Annotated in this window: 21 protein-coding genes; 7 read left to right on the top strand and 14 right to left on the bottom strand. The window is 57.1% G+C overall.

What is annotated here, in order from left to right; translation table 11 throughout:
• Positions 1-5 precede the first annotated feature (5 nt).
• On the bottom strand, positions 6-1,391 hold the full coding sequence (locus Pan97_RS15390) for a circularly permuted type 2 ATP-grasp protein (protein ID WP_144978448.1): 1,386 nt from the start codon (positions 1,389-1,391) through the stop codon (positions 6-8).
• A gap of 465 nt (positions 1,392-1,856) precedes the next feature.
• On the opposite strand from Pan97_RS15390, the gene Pan97_RS15385 reads away from it, so the two are divergent.
• Entirely contained in the window at positions 1,857-3,140 is a 1,284-nt protein-coding gene (locus Pan97_RS15385; RefSeq protein ID WP_144974014.1) for an alpha/beta hydrolase family protein, read from the top strand.
• Here Pan97_RS15385 and Pan97_RS15380 read toward each other — a convergent pair.
• Complete coding sequence (locus tag Pan97_RS15380) at positions 3,119-3,487, bottom strand: hypothetical protein (protein WP_144974012.1); 369 nt, start codon at positions 3,485-3,487, stop codon at positions 3,119-3,121. The two genes, Pan97_RS15385 and Pan97_RS15380, sit on opposite strands and share 22 nt — an antisense overlap.
• A gap of 492 nt (positions 3,488-3,979) precedes the next feature.
• Here Pan97_RS15380 and Pan97_RS15375 point away from each other — a divergent pair, with 492 nt between their 5' ends.
• Positions 3,980-6,415 (top strand): heavy metal translocating P-type ATPase, encoded by a 2,436-nt coding sequence (locus Pan97_RS15375; protein WP_144974010.1) that lies wholly within the window; start codon positions 3,980-3,982, stop codon positions 6,413-6,415.
• Positions 6,416-6,422: 7 nt separating this feature from the next.
• On the opposite strand, the gene Pan97_RS15370 is transcribed toward Pan97_RS15375, so the two are convergent.
• The 3 genes from Pan97_RS15370 to Pan97_RS15360 form a co-directional block, all read right to left on the bottom strand.
• Positions 6,423-7,037 (bottom strand): class I SAM-dependent methyltransferase, encoded by a 615-nt coding sequence (locus tag Pan97_RS15370; RefSeq protein ID WP_144974008.1) that lies wholly within the window; start codon positions 7,035-7,037, stop codon positions 6,423-6,425.
• 24 nt (positions 7,038-7,061) lie between these two features.
• On the bottom strand, positions 7,062-7,748 hold the full coding sequence (locus Pan97_RS15365) for a class I SAM-dependent methyltransferase (RefSeq protein WP_165698781.1): 687 nt from the start codon (positions 7,746-7,748) through the stop codon (positions 7,062-7,064).
• An 80-nt stretch (positions 7,749-7,828) separates the two neighbouring features.
• Positions 7,829-8,716, bottom strand: a complete 888-nt coding sequence (locus Pan97_RS15360; RefSeq protein ID WP_144974004.1) for a hypothetical protein — start codon at positions 8,714-8,716, stop codon at positions 7,829-7,831.
• 201 nt (positions 8,717-8,917) lie between these two features.
• On the opposite strand from Pan97_RS15360, the gene Pan97_RS15355 reads away from it, so the two are divergent.
• Positions 8,918-9,550 (top strand): YdeI/OmpD-associated family protein, encoded by a 633-nt coding sequence (locus Pan97_RS15355; protein WP_144974002.1) that lies wholly within the window; start codon positions 8,918-8,920, stop codon positions 9,548-9,550.
• A 39-nt stretch (positions 9,551-9,589) separates the two neighbouring features.
• On the opposite strand, the gene Pan97_RS15350 is transcribed toward Pan97_RS15355, so the two are convergent.
• The 3 genes from Pan97_RS15350 to Pan97_RS15340 form a co-directional block, all read right to left on the bottom strand.
• A complete protein-coding gene (locus Pan97_RS15350) occupies positions 9,590-9,937 on the bottom strand; it encodes an SRPBCC family protein (RefSeq protein WP_144974000.1) in 348 nt (115 codons plus the stop codon).
• Positions 9,938-10,184: 247 nt separating this feature from the next.
• Positions 10,185-10,553 carry a hypothetical protein gene (locus tag Pan97_RS15345; RefSeq protein WP_144973998.1) on the bottom strand — a complete coding sequence of 123 codons (369 nt, stop codon included), beginning with the start codon at positions 10,551-10,553 and terminating at the stop codon, positions 10,185-10,187.
• 125 nt (positions 10,554-10,678) lie between these two features.
• A complete protein-coding gene (locus Pan97_RS15340; RefSeq protein WP_144973996.1) occupies positions 10,679-11,056 on the bottom strand; it encodes a hypothetical protein in 378 nt (125 codons plus the stop codon).
• A 417-nt stretch (positions 11,057-11,473) separates the two neighbouring features.
• On the opposite strand from Pan97_RS15340, the gene Pan97_RS15335 reads away from it, so the two are divergent.
• Positions 11,474-12,358, top strand: coding sequence for a hypothetical protein (locus tag Pan97_RS15335; RefSeq protein ID WP_144973994.1), 885 nt, complete (start codon positions 11,474-11,476; stop codon positions 12,356-12,358).
• A gap of 158 nt (positions 12,359-12,516) precedes the next feature.
• Here the strand turns inward: Pan97_RS15335 and Pan97_RS15330 are convergent, their stop codons facing one another.
• Together Pan97_RS15330 and Pan97_RS15325 are read right to left on the bottom strand one after the other, a co-directional pair.
• Positions 12,517-13,698: an anhydro-N-acetylmuramic acid kinase gene (locus Pan97_RS15330; RefSeq protein WP_165698780.1), complete on the bottom strand. Its 1,182-nt coding sequence runs from the start codon at positions 13,696-13,698 to the stop codon at positions 12,517-12,519.
• Positions 13,699-13,878: 180 nt separating this feature from the next.
• Positions 13,879-14,631 carry a gamma-glutamyl-gamma-aminobutyrate hydrolase family protein gene (locus tag Pan97_RS15325; protein ID WP_144973991.1) on the bottom strand — a complete coding sequence of 251 codons (753 nt, stop codon included), beginning with the start codon at positions 14,629-14,631 and terminating at the stop codon, positions 13,879-13,881.
• 526 nt (positions 14,632-15,157) lie between these two features.
• On the opposite strand from Pan97_RS15325, the gene Pan97_RS15320 reads away from it, so the two are divergent.
• Positions 15,158-16,276 carry a 3-oxoacyl-ACP synthase III gene (locus Pan97_RS15320; protein ID WP_144973989.1) on the top strand — a complete coding sequence of 373 codons (1,119 nt, stop codon included), beginning with the start codon at positions 15,158-15,160 and terminating at the stop codon, positions 16,274-16,276.
• A 170-nt stretch (positions 16,277-16,446) separates the two neighbouring features.
• Here the strand turns inward: Pan97_RS15320 and Pan97_RS15315 are convergent, their stop codons facing one another.
• The 4 genes from Pan97_RS15315 to Pan97_RS15305 all read right to left on the bottom strand — a co-directional run bounded on the left by Pan97_RS15315 (position 16,447) and on the right by Pan97_RS15305 (position 18,342).
• Positions 16,447-17,166, bottom strand: coding sequence for a hypothetical protein (locus tag Pan97_RS15315; RefSeq protein ID WP_144973987.1), 720 nt, complete (start codon positions 17,164-17,166; stop codon positions 16,447-16,449).
• Positions 17,167-17,268: 102 nt separating this feature from the next.
• Positions 17,269-17,427, bottom strand: coding sequence for a hypothetical protein (locus tag Pan97_RS26310; protein WP_165698779.1), 159 nt, complete (start codon positions 17,425-17,427; stop codon positions 17,269-17,271).
• Positions 17,428-17,475: 48 nt separating this feature from the next.
• Positions 17,476-18,063 carry a DJ-1/PfpI family protein gene (locus Pan97_RS15310; protein WP_144973985.1) on the bottom strand — a complete coding sequence of 196 codons (588 nt, stop codon included), beginning with the start codon at positions 18,061-18,063 and terminating at the stop codon, positions 17,476-17,478.
• A gap of 30 nt (positions 18,064-18,093) precedes the next feature.
• A complete protein-coding gene (locus Pan97_RS15305; RefSeq protein ID WP_165698778.1) occupies positions 18,094-18,342 on the bottom strand; it encodes an acyl carrier protein in 249 nt (82 codons plus the stop codon).
• A 420-nt stretch (positions 18,343-18,762) separates the two neighbouring features.
• Here Pan97_RS15305 and Pan97_RS15300 point away from each other — a divergent pair, with 420 nt between their 5' ends.
• Entirely contained in the window at positions 18,763-19,287 is a 525-nt protein-coding gene (locus Pan97_RS15300; RefSeq protein ID WP_144973981.1) for an RNase H family protein, read from the top strand.
• A gap of 81 nt (positions 19,288-19,368) precedes the next feature.
• On the top strand, positions 19,369-21,579 hold the full coding sequence (gene glgB / locus Pan97_RS15295; protein ID WP_144973979.1) for a 1,4-alpha-glucan branching protein GlgB: 2,211 nt from the start codon (positions 19,369-19,371) through the stop codon (positions 21,577-21,579).
• Positions 21,580-21,592 lie beyond the last annotated feature (13 nt).

Below are 21,592 nucleotides of genomic sequence, written 5' to 3'. Positions count from 1 at the left end.
AATCCCTACACGACCCAGGTGTCTTTACTTCCGCCCCCCTGGGATGAGTTGACCACGAGCGAACCCTTACGCAGGGCCACGCGCGTCAGTCCGCCGGGTAATACATAGATGTCTCGTCCATAGATGATAAACGGTCGCAGATCGACGTGCCTCCCCTCCAAATGGTCATCGATAATGACCGGAGCCCGCGATAGGGCGAGGGTTGGCTGCGCGATGTAATTGCGCGGATTGGCCTTAATCAGTTCGACGAACTTCTGGTGTTCTTCCTTCGACGAACGGGGACCAATCAGCATCCCGTAGCCGCCTGATTCGTTGGCCGGCTTCACCACCATGTCGGCAATGTTCTTGATGACATGGTCTCGCTGAGCGTCATCCCAACAAACGTACGTCGGCACGTTCGGCAGGATGGCGTCTTCGCTCAGGTAGTACTTGATCATGTCCGGAACATAGGCGTAGATCACCTTGTCGTCGGCGATGCCGGTACCTGGCGCGTTGGCCAAGGCGACGTTTCCGGCACGGTAGGCGTCGATGATTCCGGGAACACCCAGCATCGAGTCCTTGCGAAAGACGTGCGGGTCGATGAAGTCGTCGTCGATGCGGCGGTAGATGACGTCCACGGCCATCAAGCCCTTGGTCGTACGGGCATAAACGCGTCGATCACGAACCACCAGGTCTCGCCCTTCCACCAGGTCGACCCCCATCTGCTGGGCGAGGAACGAGTGTTCAAAGTAGGCCGAGTTGTAAATACCAGGCGACAGGACCGCGACCACCGGCTTTTCGATATGATCCGGGGCCAGCGAGTTCAAAGCGTCTAACAGCTGGCTGCAGTAATCGTCGACCGGGCGGACGAACTGGGCCTCGAACAAGCCGGGGAACGTCTGCTTCATCAACTGACGGTTCTGAAGCACGTACGAGACGCCGGATGGACAACGCAGGTTGTCTTCCAGCACGTAGAACTCGCCATCCGAGTCGCGGACCAGGTCGGTGCCGGTGATGTGGCACCAGATGCCGTTGGGTGGCTTCATTCCCACGCATTGAGGCCGGAAACTGCTGGCCGACTTGACGACATGTTCAGGGATGATGCCGTCCTTAAGAATCTTCTGTTCGTTGTAGATGTCGTCGATGAACATGTTCAGCGCGATGATGCGCTGCTTCAGTCCTTTCGACATCCACGACCACTGCTCGCCTTGGATGATGCGGGGAAGAATGTCGAACGGAATGATGCGTTCGGTACCTTGCTCTTCGCCGTAGACGTTAAACGTGATCCCTAAACGAATCATCGACCGCTCGGCGGCCGTCTTTCGTTTGCGAAGGTCGTTGGAGGTTAACTCTTGGATGTGTTCGTATAAGAGTTGGCAGTTTGTCCGCGGGGAACCGCCAGGTGAAAACATTTCGTCGTAGAACTCGCCAACATCGTAATTGGCGGTGAGGTTGGGCTCGGAAATTCCTGCAGACTGTGTTTGCCCTTGCACGTCATTCTTCTCCTAATGAGAAATCTAGTGGGGCCAGATGAAACCGCCGGGGAGGAAAGGTCGTCGTGATGTGACGAGTCGAAGTGTTGCCTGAGTCCTCCCAAAGGGACAGGTAATAAAGGAGCACTTGCCGTGCCAATGGGGAAGAAAGAGGGTCCCGCGTCAAACTATAAAGTGTTGCCAGGCAGTGCTTTGCGTTGAAATGAGCCGGCCCGAATAATATGCCGTTGCTGCTTAACATGCCTATTAAATGTGCAAGGGTAAGGGAAACTGAATTGACATTAATGTTGTTCACCCGACCGGCGGATTCGTTCGCCGGGCGAACACGGCCTTGTTAAAATATGGCTCTGCCCAACTGTTTCCCACCAACAAAGAGCTTGTTCCATGCCATTATCGTACCGCTTCCTGGTCCCGCTGTTGTTGACTCTGCTACTGGCGTTCGCTTCGATATCTCTCGCGGACCCCATCCATCCTTCCGCGAACCTGCCGCAAACGCAGCCCTGGGACTTAGCAAAACTATCCGAGGCGCCCAAGTTTGCCTGGGTCGATGCCGACTCGCCGGTGCGCTCGCTGACGTTCACTGGGGAGGAATTCGAGGGACACGCAACCCGCGTCTTCGCTTATTATGCGACACCTGGAAGCATATTGGGAGATGCATCACTCGATAAAGATTTGCCGGCCGTCGTATGCATTCATGGTGGTGGGGGAACTGCGTTCCGCGAGTGGGCCGAGTTGTGGGCGAAACGTGGGTACGCGGCCATTGCGATGGACCTGGCTGGCTCGCGTCCGATTGAAGGCAAAAACCCTCACGATCAAAAGAATCGCACGCGACTCGCCAATGGTGGACCCTATCATGGCGACGAGCACAAGTTTGGCCATATCGACGATGACCTACATCAACAATGGCAATACCATGCGGTCGCGAACGTGATACTTGCGCATTCTTTGATCCGAAGTTTTCCCGAGATTAACAAAGAACGCACAGGCGTGACCGGCATCAGTTGGGGTGGTTACCTGACGTGCATCGTGGCAGGCGTCGACTCGCGCTTTCATGCCGCGGTGCCTGTTTACGGATGTGGCTATCTGGCCGAGAACAGCACATGGTTGGATCGCTTTGCCCGGATGACGCCAGAGCAAAAACAGCGTTGGGTTACGCTGTGGGACCCGAAGCAATACCTGCCAGCCGTTTCGATGCCTATTCTGTTCGTCAACGGAACGAATGATTTCGCGTATCCGCTGGATAGCTACATGAAGAGCTATCAGGCGGTTCCTGACGATGTGCACAAGCAGCTTTCCATCACCGTCAAGATGTCGCACGGCCACCCCGCCGGCTGGAACCCGCCACAAATCGGCCACTTCATGGATCAGTGGCTCAAGCAAGGCGAACCGCTACCAAGGGTCGGCCACCCGAAGATCCAAGGAGACCAGGTCGAACTGGGATACGATACGGCCAGCGTTGCCAAAGCGGCCATTCACTGGACGGTCGATGACAAGGCGGTCAATGCCCATGACTGGAAAACGGCGGAAGGGGTCGTGAAGGAAGATGTCATTCTCGCACCCAAACCCCCTACCGATGCCAGGCTCTGGTACATGACCGTCACCACCGAGGACGGCAGCCTGGTAAGCACCGAGATCATCTTCGCCGATCAAGTCAGCCAGTTCGACTGAACCAACGCTTCCGCGCTGACGATCTTGGGGCACTTCCAGTTGTTCCGCTGCATCCAGTCAAAGAATTGAGACTCGACGGCAATGTGGTAGTTGCGGATGTAGTAAAGCACGTCGCCTGACCAGCACCACTCGCCGTCGCTGTAAACGTCCGGCGGGCCGATCATCACGCTATCGTCCATCAAACGGTCGTATGCGTCGCTGTTGGCTTCAAACAGCATGGTGCCTTCGCTGAGATACTGGAGCACCAGGTCCTCTTCGTCGAGAGGTCCCATCATTTGCAGTTCTCGCAAGTCTTGCAAAGCCTCGCGTCGACTGCTCTCCTCGAAAAATCCGAATCGCTTCAACATGGGTCACGTTCCTCCACACCACCCATGGCAAGCCGAATCCGAGCTTCAGCCGGGTGACGATTAGATGAGAAAAGGAAGTCACCGGAAGGCAGCCATCGTCTGAGACTGCCGAACCTGTGGAATCACGAATCCCTCCAATGTTGTCCCGCAAATCGCTGCCACTTCTTCCGAGGACACCATCCGTGGCCCTCTTTTGGGAAGTTTAGCAAAGGACGAATCGAGAAGGCAAAGGAAATTTTTCATGAAAATGAATTCAATCCCGCGCTCATGGTACCTTATGACGCCACGGAAAATACCATAAACAAAATTGCAGATATGCATGTCGGCTTGGCTGGGAAGAATTGCCAACCATACGAATCCATGGATGCGTCCGCGGCATCGGAAGTAAGTATTGGTAGGAATAACATTTGCACGCGTTAGACCCATCGGCATTGCGAACCAATAATGGCAGACGTCCTTCGACAGGGGCATGCCTAAGGAGAGGGCAGGAAAATGGCAATCGATCCAATCTGCGGAATGACCGTCGACGAGTCGACACCCTGGCAAACGACCCGGGATGAGCAAACGTTCTACTTCTGCTGCGAGCATTGCCTGAAGAAGTTCGAGGTCGGCGGGGCGAGCGAAAGCTCGCCGATGCAACTGGTGACCCTCGGCGAGGCCCCGCCCAAGCATGATTGTTGCCATGGTCACCAAGGGCATTCCGCCAACCAGAAGTCGTCGGCCAAGTACATTTGTCCGATGTGCGAAGGGGTGGAAAGCGACGTCCCTGGCGACTGCCCAAAATGTGGCATGGCGCTGGAGCGAAATCAGCCTGCGGCCCCGCAGACCAAGACTATCTATACCTGCCCGATGCATCCGGAGGTCCAGCAAGATCACCCCGGCAGTTGCCCCAAGTGCGGCATGGACCTCGAGCCACAGACCGTCACGGCCGACGAGGAAGAGGACGATCCGGAACTCATGTGGATGACCATCCGTTTCTGGGTCGCTGCCGTGCTCACCGTGCCTGTCTTTGCATTGGCCATGCTGCCGATGATGGGCATCGAACTGGGCGTGCCGGCGGAAGTTTCGCGTTGGATTCAATTGAGCCTGGCGACCCCGGTCGTCGTTTGGTGCGGCTGGCCATTTTTCGTGCGCGGGGCGAAGTCGCTGGTGACGATGAATCTGAACATGTTCACGCTCATCTCGTTGGGTGTCGCGGCGGCGTACCTGTACAGCCTCATCGCGACAATTTTCCCGGCGGCGATTCCCGAAGCCTTTCAGCATGCAGGTGAGGTGCCGGTCTACTTCGAGGCCGCGGCGATGATCGTCACGCTTGTTCTGCTGGGACAGGTAATCGAACTGCGAGCCCGTAAGAAGACCGGCAGTGCGATTCGCGAACTGATCAACCTGGCCCCTCCCACCGCTCGTATCATCCAGGATGGCCAGGAACGTGAAGTCCCACTGAGCGAAGTGCGCCAGGGGTACGAGCTGAAAGTGGTTCCCGGCGACAAGATCCCCGTCGATGGCGAAGTGCTCTCCGGCAGTTCGACCGTCGACGAGTCGATGCTGACCGGCGAAGCCGACCCGGTGCGAAAGCAACAAGGAGACAACGTCATCGGCGGTACCGTCAACCAAGGGGGCACCCTTCGTATCCAAGCGACCAACGTCGGCGAGGACTCGGTCCTCTCGCAAATCGTGCAGATGGTCGGCCAGGCCCAACGTAGCCGTGCTCCGATTCAGCGGTTGGCCGACACGGTCTCAGGTTACTTCGTGCCGGCCATCGTCGGCATCGCGATCGTCACTTTTATTGTGTGGGCGCTATGGTCCCCGGAAGAGCCGAAGCTGGCGTATGCACTGCTCAACGCGGTCGCCGTGCTGATCGTCGCGTGCCCGTGTGCTTTGGGCCTGGCCACGCCGATGTCGATCATGGTGGGGGTCGGCCGAGGAGCCAAGGCGGGCGTCTTGGTCAAAGAAGCCGCCGGACTCGAAACGCTGCAGCAGGTCGATACGGTCGTGGTCGATAAGACCGGCACGCTCACCGAAGGAAAGCCGAAGCTGACCGAACTGGAGCCTGCCGAGGGATTCTCCGAAGACGAACTGCTCAAGTACGCCGCCGCCGTCGAACAAAACAGCGAACACCCGATTGCTCACTCAATCGTTGCCGCAGCAATCCAGCGCGACATGGGTCTGCCAGAGGCGACCGACTTCGACTCGACGACAGGGGAGGGGGTTCAGGCCGTAGTCGAAGGGAAGAAGATCGTATGCGGCAAGCCATCACTTCTTAAGGATCACGGCATCGAGTTCGACGCCTCCGGTTCGCCGGAGGGAACGAAGGTCTACCTGGGGGTCGACGGGAAGTATGCCGGCGCGTTGATCGTCAGTGATCCGCTGAAGGAAACCACCGCGGGAGCGATCCAGTCGCTGCACGAGATGGGAATTCGCGTGATCATGATGACCGGCGACAACGCCCAGGTAGCCGGGGCGATCGCCAAGAAGCTCAATATCGACGACTACCAGGCCGACCTTTCGCCGCAAGACAAACACGATCGCATCCAGAAACTGCGTGACGAAGGAGCCAAGGTTGCCATGGCCGGCGATGGAATCAACGACGCCCCGGCCTTAGCCGCCGCCGACGTGGGGATCGCCATGGGTACCGGCACCGACGTGGCGATCGAAAACGCGGCGATCACCTTGATGGGCGGCGACCTGGAAGGGGTCGTGAAAGCGTTTCGCCTGAGCCGCCGCGTCATGCGAAACATCCGGCAAAACCTCTTCTTCGCCTTGGCCTACAATAGCCTGGGCGTGCCGATCGCGGCCGGCATCCTGGTTCCGCTGTTTGGGATGCACGCGCTATTGAATCCGATGTTCGCCGCCGCCGCGATGAGCTTCAGCTCGGTCAGCGTGATCGGCAATGCGCTGCGCCTGCGAGCGACGAACCTGACCGAGTAAACCAGGCCTAGTTGCTTTTGCGGGCAATAAACTGCGTGACGTAGGCGTTGCCGGTATGGAACGAGCCTTCGGTGACGTCTCGTTCCCGTTCCGCCTCGTGCAGCGGCGGCAGGCCTTGGAAGTGGCCGCGCAGGTCCTCCAGCGTGACCAGCATGTCGACATCCTTCGGCCCGCCGGTTCCGTACTCCAGTTGCCGCGGGTGGTACGACTCAAGCAGAAAGATGCCCCCTTCCTTCAGCGAAGCGATCGCCTTCTGATAGATGTTCTTTCGCGAGGCGGAATCGACATGGGCGAAGATCGAAACGATTGCGTCCCAGCGGTTCTCGCCGTAGTCGTAGTCGTTTAAATCGCCGAGGGTGTACTGAAGCGTTACGCCGTGCTCGGCCGCCAGTCGCTCGGCCTTGGCCTTGCCTTCCGTCGAAAGGTCGACGGCGTGAACCTCGTGCCCTTGCTGACACAGAAACAACGCATTGCGACCTTCCCCTTCGGCAATGCAAAGGATTTTGGCATTCTTGGGAAAGTGCTGGATCGATGCCTTCAAGAAGGTATTCGGGGCCGTTCCGTAAATGTACTCGTCGCGTCCAAATCGCTCGTTCCAAAACTCTTGAACGTCTTCGCTCATCGTCGGGAGTTCCTTGTTGGTTTTTTAGGCAGGGACCTCTGAGACCCACGTGCGGATCAGCAGGGCCTGGAAGGTAAGCGTCGGGGAAACGAAACCACTTTCGATCAAGAGCGACTTCATCTCGTCTTCCGACAACAAGGCGACCTCGCGCCCCAGGTGATCGGTCTTCGTCTCCAGTCCCACCCACTGGTGCAGCGAGACCCAGTGCCGCACGAGTTGCTCGTATTGTGCGCTGGTCATATCGGTCGCCAGGTCGGAATTGACCACGAGCCCGCCAGGCCGCACACGCCGTGCGATCTCGGCGAAGTAGCGATTTCGCTGTTCGCGATCGACCAGAAAGTGCGAAACGAGCATGCTTGTCGCGGCGTCGAACGGCTCGGTCTGCGGCAAGCTGTCGAGGTATCCCTCGTGAAACGTACATCGCTGCGTGATTGCCTGGGCTTCGGCATTCCGGCGACAGACTTGCATCATCCCCGGCGCCGGTTCGACGACGGTAAATTGCCAATTCGGAAAAGCGGCTGCTAATGCCAGAAGCTCTGCTCCCGTGCCAGCACCCACACACAACAGCCGAGCCTGGGGGCCAAGCGTTGAAAGGATGCCCTTCAGCAAGAGGTGCTGCGCATCGTTGATAGCCGCCATGCCGGCCCAGCGCTGGTCGTAGCCGGCGGCTTTTTCCTGATCGAAGAATTTCGATGGGTCTGCTTGCGTCATGCATCCTCCAGGGGACATTTACGAAGTTAGTCCCCGGTAAGATGCCGTTTCGAATCGTTGGTTACAGCGAATTCTCAGGATTAGCGAATTCCGTTGTGACCGGGACGATCCAGTAGGCCAACTCCATTGCCTGCGTTCGACGCTTTGTAGGCCGTCATCAAAGCGTCGGTCAAGTCGGGATGCACCGGGTCAGGGCCGCGGACCGCGTTGGCCACCTTCCAGGCCGCTTGCCAAGTCGCTTTCGCTTCAAACTCATGACTCCATCCGCTCGGCCAAGTTCCCCCATAGAACTTTTGCAGATAAAGCATCTGCACGACGTACGCGAAACATTCCTCGTCAAGCTGATACGAGCGGACGCCAAAACTATGCCGATAGTCAAAGCTGGCATGCACGGCTTCATGCACGATGTGACTTCGGTCGATCGGATCGCTCGGTAGCAGCTTGATGATGATTTGATCGCTACCTGGAAGGTATTCTGCCGCATGCAAGTGCGTGGGATCAAGCTTCGCCGTGATCCGCTTGGTATTGAGCAAGTAACCGATCTTGCCAAAGTCGTGTCCACTGATCGATAGCTTGTATGCGAACAGCGATAGGTTCAGCGTTTTGACGGTGGCGGAGTTTATGGTGCTGCGGACCCGTTCCCAGGCATCATCATCCGCGGTTGTTGGTGGTTTCCAGCCGGCCGGCGGAATATAGATGTACTGCCTTATCGTGCAAGGCGCGCCGAAGTCGTAGTTCTTGCCATCTTTCGACTTCCTGCGGCAACCCAGAATGTGATGCAGACACCAGTTCACCTCGTCGGGATTACGCGTTCCGAAGTTGAAGACAATCAAATCCCATGGATCGGTTCGCCCATGGACCGCGGACAAGATCCACCAGTCGTCGTCTTCAGTCACTTCAACTCGCTTCGCGTACCCCTTGGGTGGCCAGACTGGTCGAACCAGCGGCTCGCGTAACTTCACGCCCATTGTCCCCGTTCCTTTGCATGATTGAGGTTTCTCTGCCCACTACCGTTGTCGATGCAAACTAGATTGAGTTGCCTTGTTTTCGCAAAATGTATCGAAGTGTCGTGGCGAAGTGACTCTGGCAGGTGCTTCGCGGGCGTGGTAGTTTAGTGTCTCGATGGGGGGCAATTTTGTTGAGAAGGGTGGATGGAAAAGCTACCGGTTATGGATCCGAACGTAGACGACTATATTCGCAATCACTCAAACTGGCAGAAGGAACTCACGCTGCTGCGCAAGCTTGTTCTCGAGACGGAACTCACGGAAGCCTGGAAGTGGCAGGCTCCCTGCTACACGCTTAACAACAAGAACGTCGTCATGATCGCGGCATTCAAAAATGACTGCGTGCTGAGCTTCTTCAAGGGACCACTATTGAACGATCCGGAAAACCTGTTGGTCGCGCCCGGCGAAAACAGTCGCACGTTCCGCGTGGTGCGATTCACCGATGCCCGTCAAATCACAAAGCTGAAATCGAAGCTCAAGTTCCTCATCCAGCAGGCCATTGAAGCCGAACGGTCCGGCAAGCAGGTCGAAACCAAGCAGGGCCCCGACGAGTTTCCCGTCGAACTGCAGACCAAGCTCAAGGAAGATCCGCGGCTCAAGAAGGCGTTCGAAGCACTGACGCCAGGGCGCCAGCGGGCCTACGTGATGCACTTCGCCGCCGCGAAACAGTCGAAGACCCGCACCGCGAGAATCGAAAAGTTCGCCCCGCGAATCCTTGATGGCAAAGGAATGAACGATTGCGTCTGCGGTTTGACCCAAAAGCCCCCCGGCTGCGACGGCTCGCACAACCAGAAGTAGGGCAGGGGCGAACTATCCAGTTCACCCAGCAGTAGCGACTCAGCTGTTGGCACTTTCTGATTCGAGATAGTGGCGCAAACCACCGTCGAAGACGATCCGCCATCCTTCAACCGGCGAGTCTCCTCCGAGAATCCCAAACCGATCATCTCGAATCTTCACCAGCGTGCCGTCTGCCTGGGCTGAGAGAGTTACCCGCAGCGCCGTGGTCGCAGGACCGCCAAATGGCGGCAACAAATGCCCTGCCAAAACCAATTCTCGCCCGGCGTCCACGCCGATGACGGTATACCACACCAGACCTTCGCCGTCGCCAAAATCCTCGAACGCCCGACCTCCCAGCACCGGCTCGATAACAAAACGCTGCGTCCGATCGGACGTGACGAAATCCATCGGCCACCAGGCAGAAGACTCGGAGGAAATCGCCTACCAAACCCGCTCAGGCCTTGTAGCGATGACCACTTCAAGTTCGTACGAACCGCTGGTTACTTGTTGATTGGACATCGGGTGGGTTTCCTTTGCCGAATGACTGCAATCACTGAAGGCGGGTGTTGACTTTGATATGGACCACGGCTGCAACCGCCATTCCGGTACATGGCTTGGTTTGCTGCATTCTTCCCTGAATGTGTCTTAGCTGCGACTAACCGATTGTAAGTTCAGGGATCGAATCCTTCGGTGCAGTTGAAACAAGCAAGCTATGGCAATAGATGAGATGGGCAAGAAACCAGGATTTAACGTCAGGATCAAAGTTGATCTTCGTCAAGTTGTTCTCGAACAGCCTAATTTCTCGCTCTAACTCGTCAATCATGGGCCAACCTATAAAGTATACGGGATCTGTCATGCCCAATTCAGCAAGATGGGATAATCCTATCGATTTCCAGATTGGAAGTGACCAAAATGCTTTACTTGTTTGTTGAGTTCCGAACAGAAAGTATGGTGCTCGAACCTCAATTGCGGTTTCATCGCTGGCATCGGTCAATCGGAAGCCAATATAGATTTCCCGGCTCATTGAAGACCTGTTGATTTCCTTGGGTTGTAGCAGCGAACGTCACCGATCACGAGGCGGCTACGATGATTTGTCCATTTTTAAACCGCCCCCGCCGACTCGAATGCATCATTATGTTACCCGGCGATTCATGCATGTCGAAACATGAATCCACCGACCGCAACGCTGGATTGATCACGGATATCGATTATGCCGTGTTCTATAGAGAATGATCCACCATGCTCGATGATCTCAAGTAAAATAGCGTATGGGGATTCCAAATGGCGTGTCTTGGGACACTTTCTAAAACGCATGTCCATTCGAGCAACAATTCTATGTTGACCATTGGGAATGGACTTTAGTTCCTCGATGTCAGAATCAGGGAGTTTGAATTCAGGGTCAACTTCTACGAGGTCGAAGAACCCACGCAGTTCCTGTCCGAGATCAACTCCGGCCAAACGCCATCGGTCGCGGAAACGCTTACCCGCATCAACAAAATCATCGCGTTTCCATTGAGGACTGTACATCGGAATTCTTGAGCCGGATAACGACCGCCGGCCTGATGAACTTGTTACTACCCAGATAAATTCCACGTAATTCACTTGATACCGCATCCCTAGGGGCCAGTACAAGCATCTCACCGCCAGGCCGCATTTGTCAGCTTCAAATGCAAAACGAGAAGACCAACCACGGATGGCACGGATGAACACGGATCGGAAAGCTTGAGAACGGGTGCCACTGCCGCCCCCGGCAGTGCGACGTTGGTACCCGTTCTCGATTCATTCCCATCCGTGCCATCCGTGGTCAAAAAATTTTTCCCGCGCGCACTATCTCACTGAAGCGCTAGTCCTCTAAATTGCACGTACACCCGATGAAGCATCACGCTTCCGGGTGCCGTGCCCGCGTTCGCGTGGGCACGCAAACCTTCAACACTCGAAAACGTCATGTCCCATTCCCACGCCTCACAACCTGAAAAACACGGAGATGGCTCAACCGGCCACGCTCCGCAGGTTGCCGTGCGCGAGGGGAATCGGCTTCTGTGCCCCTGCTGTGGAGAAGTGTTGATGGTCTTGCAGGAAGAGCCGGCCAACGAGTCGCAGCCCAAGAAATTCTGGCCGCCGAAGATGGCCCCTCCGAAACGAACGCCTCGGCCGCAATCGGCCACGCTCAACGAAATCATTCGGCGGCAAGAGGCCCAGGAGGAAGCCGCGTTTCAGGCTGCGATGGCAAAGGACGTTTCCCGCGAAGAGCCGCCTGACGAAGCGTTCGACCCCGATCGACCGCACTACCGGGCCGACAGTATCGTGGTCGAAATCGATCCGGAGATTGACGCCTACGAGTTCCCCGAAATCGATCCTCCCCTGGTGCCAAACGGCCTAACGCCCAAACGTTCGCGAAGTGATTCAGGCGAATACCGCGAGCCCCGCGAACGCGACGCCGTGACGCGATACGAGGAACGAAAACGCTACCGGCTGAGGCAGCCGCTACGCGAGCCCCTCACCTACGAAGCCGCCCGATTGTACGCGTGGATGTTCTACCGCATGAAAAAACTCAACCTGCAGTTGATCGAGGAGATCAACGCGAAACAGGCCGAGATCGATGCGCTGGAGCTTGAACTCAACGCACCGGTGAAAGAGGCTTCCAGCGAAGAACAATCCGAAAGCGAAACGCCGCCTCAAGTAGTCTCTCGAGTCGAAACCCAGAAGATCATCACGCCCACGCGACGCGAACGTGTGCTTCGCGTGATCGAAAAGCGTGTCCACGCGGACATGGCGTCCGCGATGGAAACACAGCAAGTCGAAACGGCTAACGAACGCGGGCCGCCGTGATTGTGTCAGCCCCTAGGGGGCGGCGTAAGAAACTGCGTAAGATTCGTTCCGAGACTATCGCGAACGTCGGCCGCGCATGCGCTTTCAGGCCGGCGGGGATAACCCCTCACCCTGGCCCTCTCCCCTCAGGGGCGAGGGGACAAGAATGCGTGCGCTGATCAAATTGCTTCCCGCAGCGGCATGGTTTGGCGGGCGGCTTGTTCCATCTGCGTTAGGACCCCGCGCCAGTTGCCGGGGTTGCCTGGCGTGATGCGTCCCAGTACTCGGGCTGCGCTGGCTCCGGTCAAGTCGGGCAGATTGCCACTGACCTGATCGACATGCAGCGCCGCAAAAATCGCCGCAATCGATGCTCCTACGGCGCCCGAGATCCAGCCGCGCTGAACGTCGGTCGTCACGGTTGCACCGGGAAATTTGTCGGCGATTTGCTGCACCAGCTTTTCGCGGCGGGCACCACGTCCCAGCACGATGATCTCGGCAAATTCGGGTGAAGGGGGGAAGTGTTCGGCGATTTGCCGATGAATCGATTCGGCCCAATAAGACTCCATCGTTTGATTTAGCGTGACGCTCGAACCAAGCAACTCCGGTATCTCTTCCAAGATGCTTTCGATCACATTTTTGATTTGGTGGGGCGAGTCCGCCGTGACCTGTTCAACTTCAAGTTGCTGGAGCAAATCACCCAGTGCCGCGGGACTTACCGCGACCGTGGCTACCTTCTGATCGCAAAGGCTTTGCAGCGGTTGCAGTAGCGCGAAGCCGGGGCCGAGTTGCCGGTAGGCGATCGGAGGTATCGGGCGATTCTTGCGGCGAGCCGGCAGGTAGAACAGTTCGATCGAGTGATCCAGCCGCACGACCACCTTCGGCCGGGCACTGATGGAATCGACCGCTTGCGTCAGCAGCAGCCACATCGGAAGCACGTCCAGACCGAGCGCGCTGCCACCTTTGGCGATGTCGCGCTGCTCGAAGTGGTCCATCACGGTCAGGCCGGTCGCTTCGGCCAGTATCGCCGGATCGCCGATCGAAATGGCCGAGCCTGTTTGCTTCCAGAATTCGCGGCCGCAAACGGGACCGCGCTGCCCGATGGCGATGACCTTTTCCGCCGAGACGCCACACGAGTTGAGCAGCCGTTCGACGTTGACCACTTGCAGTTCCGAGACCAACCGCGAGACCATGCCGGGCAGTTGGCTGCCGGTGGTGAGTCCGGCGCCCCCTTGCTCGAGCATTGACCGTACATCGGCCGGCGTACGAACGTTCAACTGGTGAATGACGTCAAAGCATCCGTTGAGCCCGCGATGGTCGACTTTGAGAATCGCGGCACTGACAAAGCGCAGACAGGGAGTCATGGCAGTGCCGACGAAGTAGCGGCGCGCATGTTCCGAGAAACTCGAGAATCCGAGAGTCTGCGAGGGCATCCCTATCCCAGCGAATGAGAGGTTATGAGTTTTGAAGAAAAAGAGGGGAAGCAGCAGCCATTGGCCTGCGGCTGCTGCTCTCCCTTGCTGAACGTGCGATCCTGGCTGCCGTTAGGCAGCTGCCACGCGGACGCCGCCAGACTTGACGGCGACGACGCCTTCGACGAACTCTTCAAAAATGCGCTGATCCAGGGCCGAAGCCGACTCGGCTTCCGGATGGAACTGCGTACCGATGGCAAACCAATCTTCGTGAATCGATTCGATGGCTTCGATCACGCCGTCTGGGCTGCGTGCCGAAACGGTGAAGCCAGGAGCCAACTCGTCGATGGCCATGTGATGGCTGCTGTTCACGCGAACTTCGCCATCGCCGAAGATTTTTTCCATCAGGGTGCCAGGGACCACGTCGAGTCCATGGCGGTGATGCTTGTCGATCGTGTCGTGATGCGGCAATGCCCCCGGCAGGTCTTCGGGAATGTGCATGAACAAGTTGCCACCCATGGCAACGTTGAGCAATTGCATACCGACCCCAATACCGAACACCGGCAGTCGCATCTGGGCGATCAATTTCATCATCGAACGGTCGGCTTCTTCACGACGCGGCTCCATCATGCGGATGGAAGCGTGACGCATGAACCCGTCCCGATTAGGATCCAAATCCGGACCACCAATCATCACCACGCCGTCCAGCCGCTGCAGAACAGCCTGCTGGTCTTCCGGGGTGGCAACCGGTGGGAGGACCACGGGAATCCCGCCTGCCGAAATCACTGCATCAAAGTATCCGGCAGAGATAAAGGAGAACGCTGGCCGATCATGGGTAGCATTCCGAAAGTTGGCATTCAAACCGATAACAGGTTTGGTAAACATCTGGGGACTCCTCGGGCGCGTCATGCGCTCAAAAAACGAAGATCTTCCCAAGGCTTGTTTGATCAACCAACTTCGGCTTGATCCAGAATGAAGAATTTGCGACAAGTGCTTGGCTGGTACGAAGTTCGTCCAAAACTTTCGTTGGTAAGCAGCCGATAATGAAACGTGTAGTCCGACACGCAGCTATTGGCTTGCCCACCAAGCAATCGCAGATACCCGTCCTGGGTTTGCTAAAGCGATGACCTCCCTATCATGTGCCTTGATCAGATCGTAACGTTCCGAGACGTACTCAGATCAATAACAAGATGCGAAGAGTCTACCGATCCGTTAAAGCTTGCCAAGCTTTTTCCATATCTTGTGCTTTAGTGCGCTGATAGCTGCCACATCTTCCAGCTGTCACTGCCTTCATCTAGACTTCATGCTGTGAGAATGAATTCTTCAAATGATACCGGTCGGTTCTCTCCTTGCCCCAAACCCGGTATGATATCGGCTTTACGGAAAGTTCTTCTCCGCTGTCAGAGTCGGCATGAAATACCAAAATGTCTGCATCGAAGGGCTAGGCTATTGCCTGCCGGATGAAATCGTTACTTCGGCTGAGATTGAGCAGCGATTAGCTCCCTTGTACGAGCGTTTACGGCTTCCAGAAGGGCGACTGGAACTGATGACCGGAATTTCGCAGCGGCGATTTTTCCCCGACGTGGTCCAGCCTGGGGACGTCAGTATCCATTCGGCTCGTAACGTAATGGCCGCCACAGGGATCGATCCGGCCGACGTCGGGGCCCTGATTCACGGTTCGGTCTGTCGCGATTTCCTCGAGCCAGCCACCGCTTGCCGCGTGCATCACGCGTTGAGCCTGCCGCAAGACTGCGTCGTGTACGACGTTAGCAATGCCTGCCTGGGCATTTTGAACGGGGCGATTCAAATCGCCAACATGATCGAGCTGGGCCAGATCAAAGCAGGCATCGTCGTCGGGACCGAGAGTGGCCGACACCTGGTCGACAACACGATCGAAACGCTGAACAACAGCGAGAACCTCAGCCGCAACGACATCAAGCTGGCCGTCGCCTCGCTGACGATCGGTTCGGCCAGCTGCGCGATGCTGCTGTGCCATAAAGAACTGAGCCGCACCGGCAATCAGATGATCGCCGCCAGCGCCCGGGCTCACACGCAGCATCACGACCTTTGCCATAGCATCGCCGGGAAGAACGAAACGGGCGTCGGCAACCCGTTGATGCAGACCGACTCAGAAAAGCTGATGGCCGAAGGGATCGCCACGGGCGCGGCCACGTTCGCCGACTTCCAGGCGGAAACAGGCTGGTCGCCCGATCAAATCGATCGCTCGATCTGCCACCAGGTCGGCCTGACGCATCGCAAGCTGGTGCTCGAAAAGCTCGGCCTGCCGATCGAGAACGACTTCGCCACGGTGCAGTGGCTGGGCAACACCGGCGCGGCCGCCTTGCCGAACACGCTGGCCCTGGCGGCTCAAACGCAGTTCATCGAAGCCGGCCAGAACGTCGCCCTGCTGGGAATCGGTTCCGGCATCAACTGCGTGATGATCGGCGCCCAGTGGCAAACGACGATGGTCAGCGGCACCGGCGATATGCCGGCAGGCATGGAGCGATCCGGGGCGCTTTCGGCCAGGTAAACAATCCACCGCGCAAGTGGGTGGACGCAGGCCACAAGCGGCTCATGCATCGAGCGTGAACTCAGTGGAAAGTTCTTATCTTCGGTAACGTCGGTCCATGAGCCGCTTGTCGGCTTTGCCGACCCAGAGAGGAATCTCTCTAGGCCACCCAATGAGAAGAGTATTGCGAGCTACGGATTTTCCTCCGGTGCCAGCCACGCCGTAATTTCCGTTGACTCTTTGGTTGCCTTGCCAGGTGCTCCGGTTTTGGGGTCCTGCTTTTCGCGGCCGTGGGCAGTCATCTTCAGCAGGGTGACGTCCTGATCAGGCTGGAAGACTTTGGTTCCTTCCGATCGCATCAGGCCGCTGCTTGAAGTCGTCGCGTTGTTCAGCCAGCTCATGAAATCCTCGGGCAGTTGCCCCGAAGAAGAGGACGTGCTGGGGCCGTGGATGACGGTGATCTTCTGTTTCCACTCTCCTTCGGGGCCGCGGTAGATGGCCAGTTCAATCTGGTTCTCTCCTTCGCCGAGCTGCGAGGTGGAGGTCATCGAGCCGCCGGTCGAACGTTTGACGCTCATGTGCGACTTCATCGTCACGCCGTCCGGCACAAACACTTTCCAGCGCCAAACCAAATCTTCGTGCGTCGGTGCGGCGACGACATGAACCAGCGACTCGTCCGAGATCTCCAGATAGCCAGCCTCCTTGCGAAGCTTGGCGAGTTCGGCCTCCATGGTGGCCATCGCCTGGTTGTTCTCGTCCATCTGCCACGACATGCGGACGTGCGAGATGCCCAAAGCGGCGATCGTCAGTAATAGCAGAATCGTGAGCAGCGAGAAGCTCGTCCAGCGGTTTCGCTTGGGGCGGACCGACTCTGCAGTGGCTTCGTGGGCTTGTTGTTCGCTGGAGTTCATCTAGAAGTATTCGTCTCGACGGTTCTAGCGGAGCACGAGAGGTGACTACCAACTAAGCTACACGACCGCCGCGCACTATCAAGAGCCCACAGGGCTGTGGTATTATTCCATTTGTGGATCCATGGCATTCGTCGGATCGAGGCCATGTTCGGCGATGAACTGCCCAAGGTTCACCGGGCCTTCGAATTCGTTGGAATGAATTTCCGATCCGTCGTTCAGGGCCAACGTGAATCGCAGGAAGGTAGCGACTGTCTTAAACATCAAGCGGGTACTAAGCATTCGACCCGCGACACACAGCCCCTACGTTACCTACGGCTCGATCTTCGTCCCCAGGACTTCCAGGAACGAGCGGATCCACGCGGGGTGGGCTGGCCAGGCAGGGCCGGTGACGAGCTTGCCGTCGACATGCGCGTTGTCGAACGTGTCGCTTGGCGGGATGCTCTCGCCACCGCCGATGACCACTTCTGGACCGACGGCAGGGTAGGGGCAAACGGTCTTCCCTTTCAGCACGCCGGCAGCTGCCAGAATTTGCGGGCCGTGGCAGATCGCGGCGATTGGTTTGTCGTTGTCGGCGAAGTGCCGCACGACGTCGAGGACCTTGCCGTTCAATCGCAGGTACTCCGGTGCCCGGCCGCCGGGGATGACCAGGGCGTCGAACGAGGCGGCGTCGATCTCGTCGAACGTCGCATTAAGGCGGAAGTTGTGCCCTGGCTTCTCGCTGTAGGTTTGATGCCCCTCGAAGTCGTGGATGGCGGTGGCGACCGTGTCGCCTGCCTTCTTGTCGGGGCAGACGGCGGAAACATCGTGCCCGACCATCAGCAGCATTTGGAACGGAACCATGACTTCGTAGTCTTCCACGAAATCGCCCACGAGCATCAGTATTTTCTTGGCTGCCATAACAAGGTGTCTCTACTGAGGGAGGTTTTTTTAACGCGCCGCGCTATGATGTTGGATGAAATCGACGACGTCGCCTACCGACTGAATCTCGGCGAAGTCATCGTAGTTAATCGAGAACCCAAACTTCTTCTCGATCTCGCAGACCAGTTCGATCAACTCGAACGAGTCTGGCACCAGGTCTTCCGCGAGCGAGCTTTCCATACGAACGTTTTCAGGTCGGATGCGGCGAGTCTGCGAAATTTTCTCGCGCAACCATTCGAACACTTCACGATCTTGCACGGCGTAGGTCCTTTTGTCCAACGGCATCGGTGGGTATCGCCCGATGGGACGACCTCTCGCCTACGGCTGGCCGGGAGCGTAGTACGAGAGCATATCAGCAATTTCATTTTACCCATCGCGCTGTGGTTGGCCGCGAAGCCGCCCGCGCGATTGCTCTTGGGAAATCGCATAAAGGAAGTGGTCGGCATGATTTTAGCAGATCTTCTCCCATACTTTCGAGCCAACGTGATAGCGTTGGAAGCAGGTTTCCGCGATCCAATCGTGGAAACTAGGCTAAAAAGGTAAAGAAAAACGATTAGATAGAGTGTTGCGTGTAGGACATGGCTGCCGATAAGCAAGGCGTGGGAGCCAGCTTTGCTAGCAATTGGTGCGAAGGCGACCACATATGACGATTATTCCATCCCCCCTGGAAGAAAACCGATGAGAGAGAGCACTCCCCAATATCTCCTCGCAACCGGCTCGCGAAGTGACATTGAAGGTGGGCGTTGGCAGTTCGTGCTGCGGAGTTCCGACCGCACGTTCGAGATCGCCGAGTCCGACTTCGAGGCGAATCACTTTGGCGACCGTGTGGCGCTGTTGGCCGTGGTCCGCGGCCTGGAAGCCATCCCGGAGCCAAGCCGAGTGATGCTGCTGACCCCTTCACGCTACATCCTCAATGGGATTCGCCACGGGCTTTGCACCTGGGAAGACCAAGATTTCAAGATCGAACGACTCGGACGGCGTATCGCGGTTCGTAACCACGACCTGTGGTCGCGCGTCGCCCATGCCCGCCAGTTTCATCGTATTTCGGCCAAGTACTGCCGGTCGTCGCTCTCAGAAAACGAAGTCGCCGACACGTGGTCAGCGAGAACTTCGCTGGTCGACGACATCCAGCTGGCCCTGCGAAATGCCCAGCATGAGATAGAGGCCGGCTCGACACTAAATTCATTGGCTACGTGTGCTTAGGCCAGTTTTTAACTGCATACATCAATTGATCTCCCCCTAAGAGAAATCACTGACAGCCGGGGCATCGGCAAGGAGTAGGACGTGCATACCATTGGTAGTTTGGGTAAAATAACGGATATTATTGACGGCTGTTCAGACAGTCCGAGTCGGTTTCTGGGTCCTCACCCGGTCGAAGGTTCGGGCAACACAAAATCCGCGGCGGTTCGTGCCTACCTGCCGGGAAAAGAGCAAGCTTGGCTGTTCCATCCAGGACACGGTCAGAGCGTGCCGATGAAAATGATTCATCCGGCTGGACTGTTCGAAGTCATGTGTCCCATGGACGGGGTAACGGAAAAGGGCCAGTATCAATTACGAGTCGACAGCGGAAGCGGCCAGATGAAAACCTTGCACGACCCCTACGCATTTCCTTCGTACTTCACCGGTTTCGACCTTCACCTGTTAGGGGAGGGGAAGCATTGGAATTCGTACGACAAAATGGGTGCCCACATCCGCACCGTCAACGGCGTGACCGGCGTGAACTTCGCCGTCTGGGCTCCGAATGCCAAAGCCGTTTCGGTCGTCGGAGATTTCAACGACTGGGATGCTCGCAGCCATCAGATGAACCGCATCGGCAGCAGCGGCATTTGGGAACTCTTTATCCCAGGCATGGTCGCCGGAGAGAAGTACAAGTATCGCGTTCGCCAGTCCGATCGCGCGGTGGATAAGTGCGATCCTTACGGCTTTGCTGCTGAAGTGCCTCCCAAGACGGCTTCGGTCGTGGTGGATCTGAGCACCCACCAGTGGAAAGACCAAGCATGGATGGAGCAGCGTGCCGCCGAAGATCAACTCTCCAGGCCGATGTCGGTCTATGAAGTCCACCTGGGAAGCTGGCAGCGAAACCTGGAAGAGGAGCACGGCTGGTTCAACTACCGCCACCTGGCTCACGAATTGGTGAAGTACTGCCAGAAGCAAAACCACACGCACATCGAACTGATGCCCGTTTCCGAGCATCCGTTCACCGGAAGCTGGGGTTATCAAACCGTTGGCTACTATGCGATCACCAGCCGTTACGGTAGCCCGGAAGACTTCATGTACTTCGTCGACTACTGCCACCAGCATGGCTTGGCGGTGATTCTCGACTGGGTGCCGGCTCACTTCCCGAAAGATGATCATGGTCTGCGTCGCTTCGACGGAACGGCTTTGTACGAACACGACGACCCTCGTCGCGGCGAACACCCGGACTGGGGCACGTTGATCTTTAACTACGGCCGTAACGAAGTTCGCAACTTCCTGGTCTCCAACGCGTTGTTCCTGTTCGACAAGTACCACATCGACGGTCTTCGCGTCGACGCGGTGGCTTCGATGCTGTACCTCGACTACAGCCGCGAAGGGGGCAACTGGCTGCCCAACGAATATGGCGGCCGCGAAAACCTGGAAGCGATCTCGTTCCTCAAGGAATTCAACGAGCAGTCGCACCTGCAGCATCCCGGCGTGATGACGATCGCCGAAGAGTCAACCGCTTGGGGTGGTGTTTCCCGTCCGACGTTTGACGGCGGTCTGGGCTTCAGCCTGAAGTGGAACATGGGGTGGATGAACGATACCCTTCGCTACATGCGGAAGGATCCGATCTACCGCAAGCATCATCACGGCGAACTGACGTTCAGCTTGATCTACGCGTTCACCGAGAACTTCATCCTGCCGCTGTCGCACGACGAAGTGGTGCATGGCAAAGGCTCGCTGCTGGATCAGATGCCCGGCGACATGTGGCAGCGCTTCGCGAACCTGCGATTGCTGTTTTCATACATGTGGACGCATCCCGGTAAGAAGCTGATTTTCATGGGGGATGAAATCGCCCAGTGGAATGAATGGAATCTCGAAGCGGGTCTGCAGTGGGACCTTTTGGAATGGGAATCGCACCAGGGGATGCAGAAGCTGATTTCCGACCTGAACGCGATGCTCGTTCACGAGCCTGCTTTGCATGAGGTCGACTTCCAAGGGGATGGCTTTGATTGGATCGACTGCAACGACTGGCAGAACAGCACGATCAGCTATATCCGCAAAGGAAAGAATCCGGAAGACTTCGTCGTGGTGGTGTGCAACTTCACGCCTACCTCGCGAGAAGATTACCGCATGGGTGTTCCAATGCCAGGCACCTACAAGGAAGTCTTCAATTCGGACAACTCGCGTTACGCCGGTAGCGACGTGATCAATACCGATGAAGTCCACTCCGACAACATCGAATGGAACGGCCGCGAGAACTCGATCCAGTTCCGACTGCCACCACTGGCGACGGTGGTGCTGAAACGCGTTTAAAAAAGTAGGGCCC

Source organism: Bremerella volcania (assembly GCF_007748115.1).
Classification (GTDB): domain Bacteria; phylum Planctomycetota; class Planctomycetia; order Pirellulales; family Pirellulaceae; genus Bremerella; species Bremerella volcania.
The sequence above is the reverse complement of the archived record's forward strand: the minus strand, read 5'-3'. Positions and strand labels throughout refer to the sequence as shown.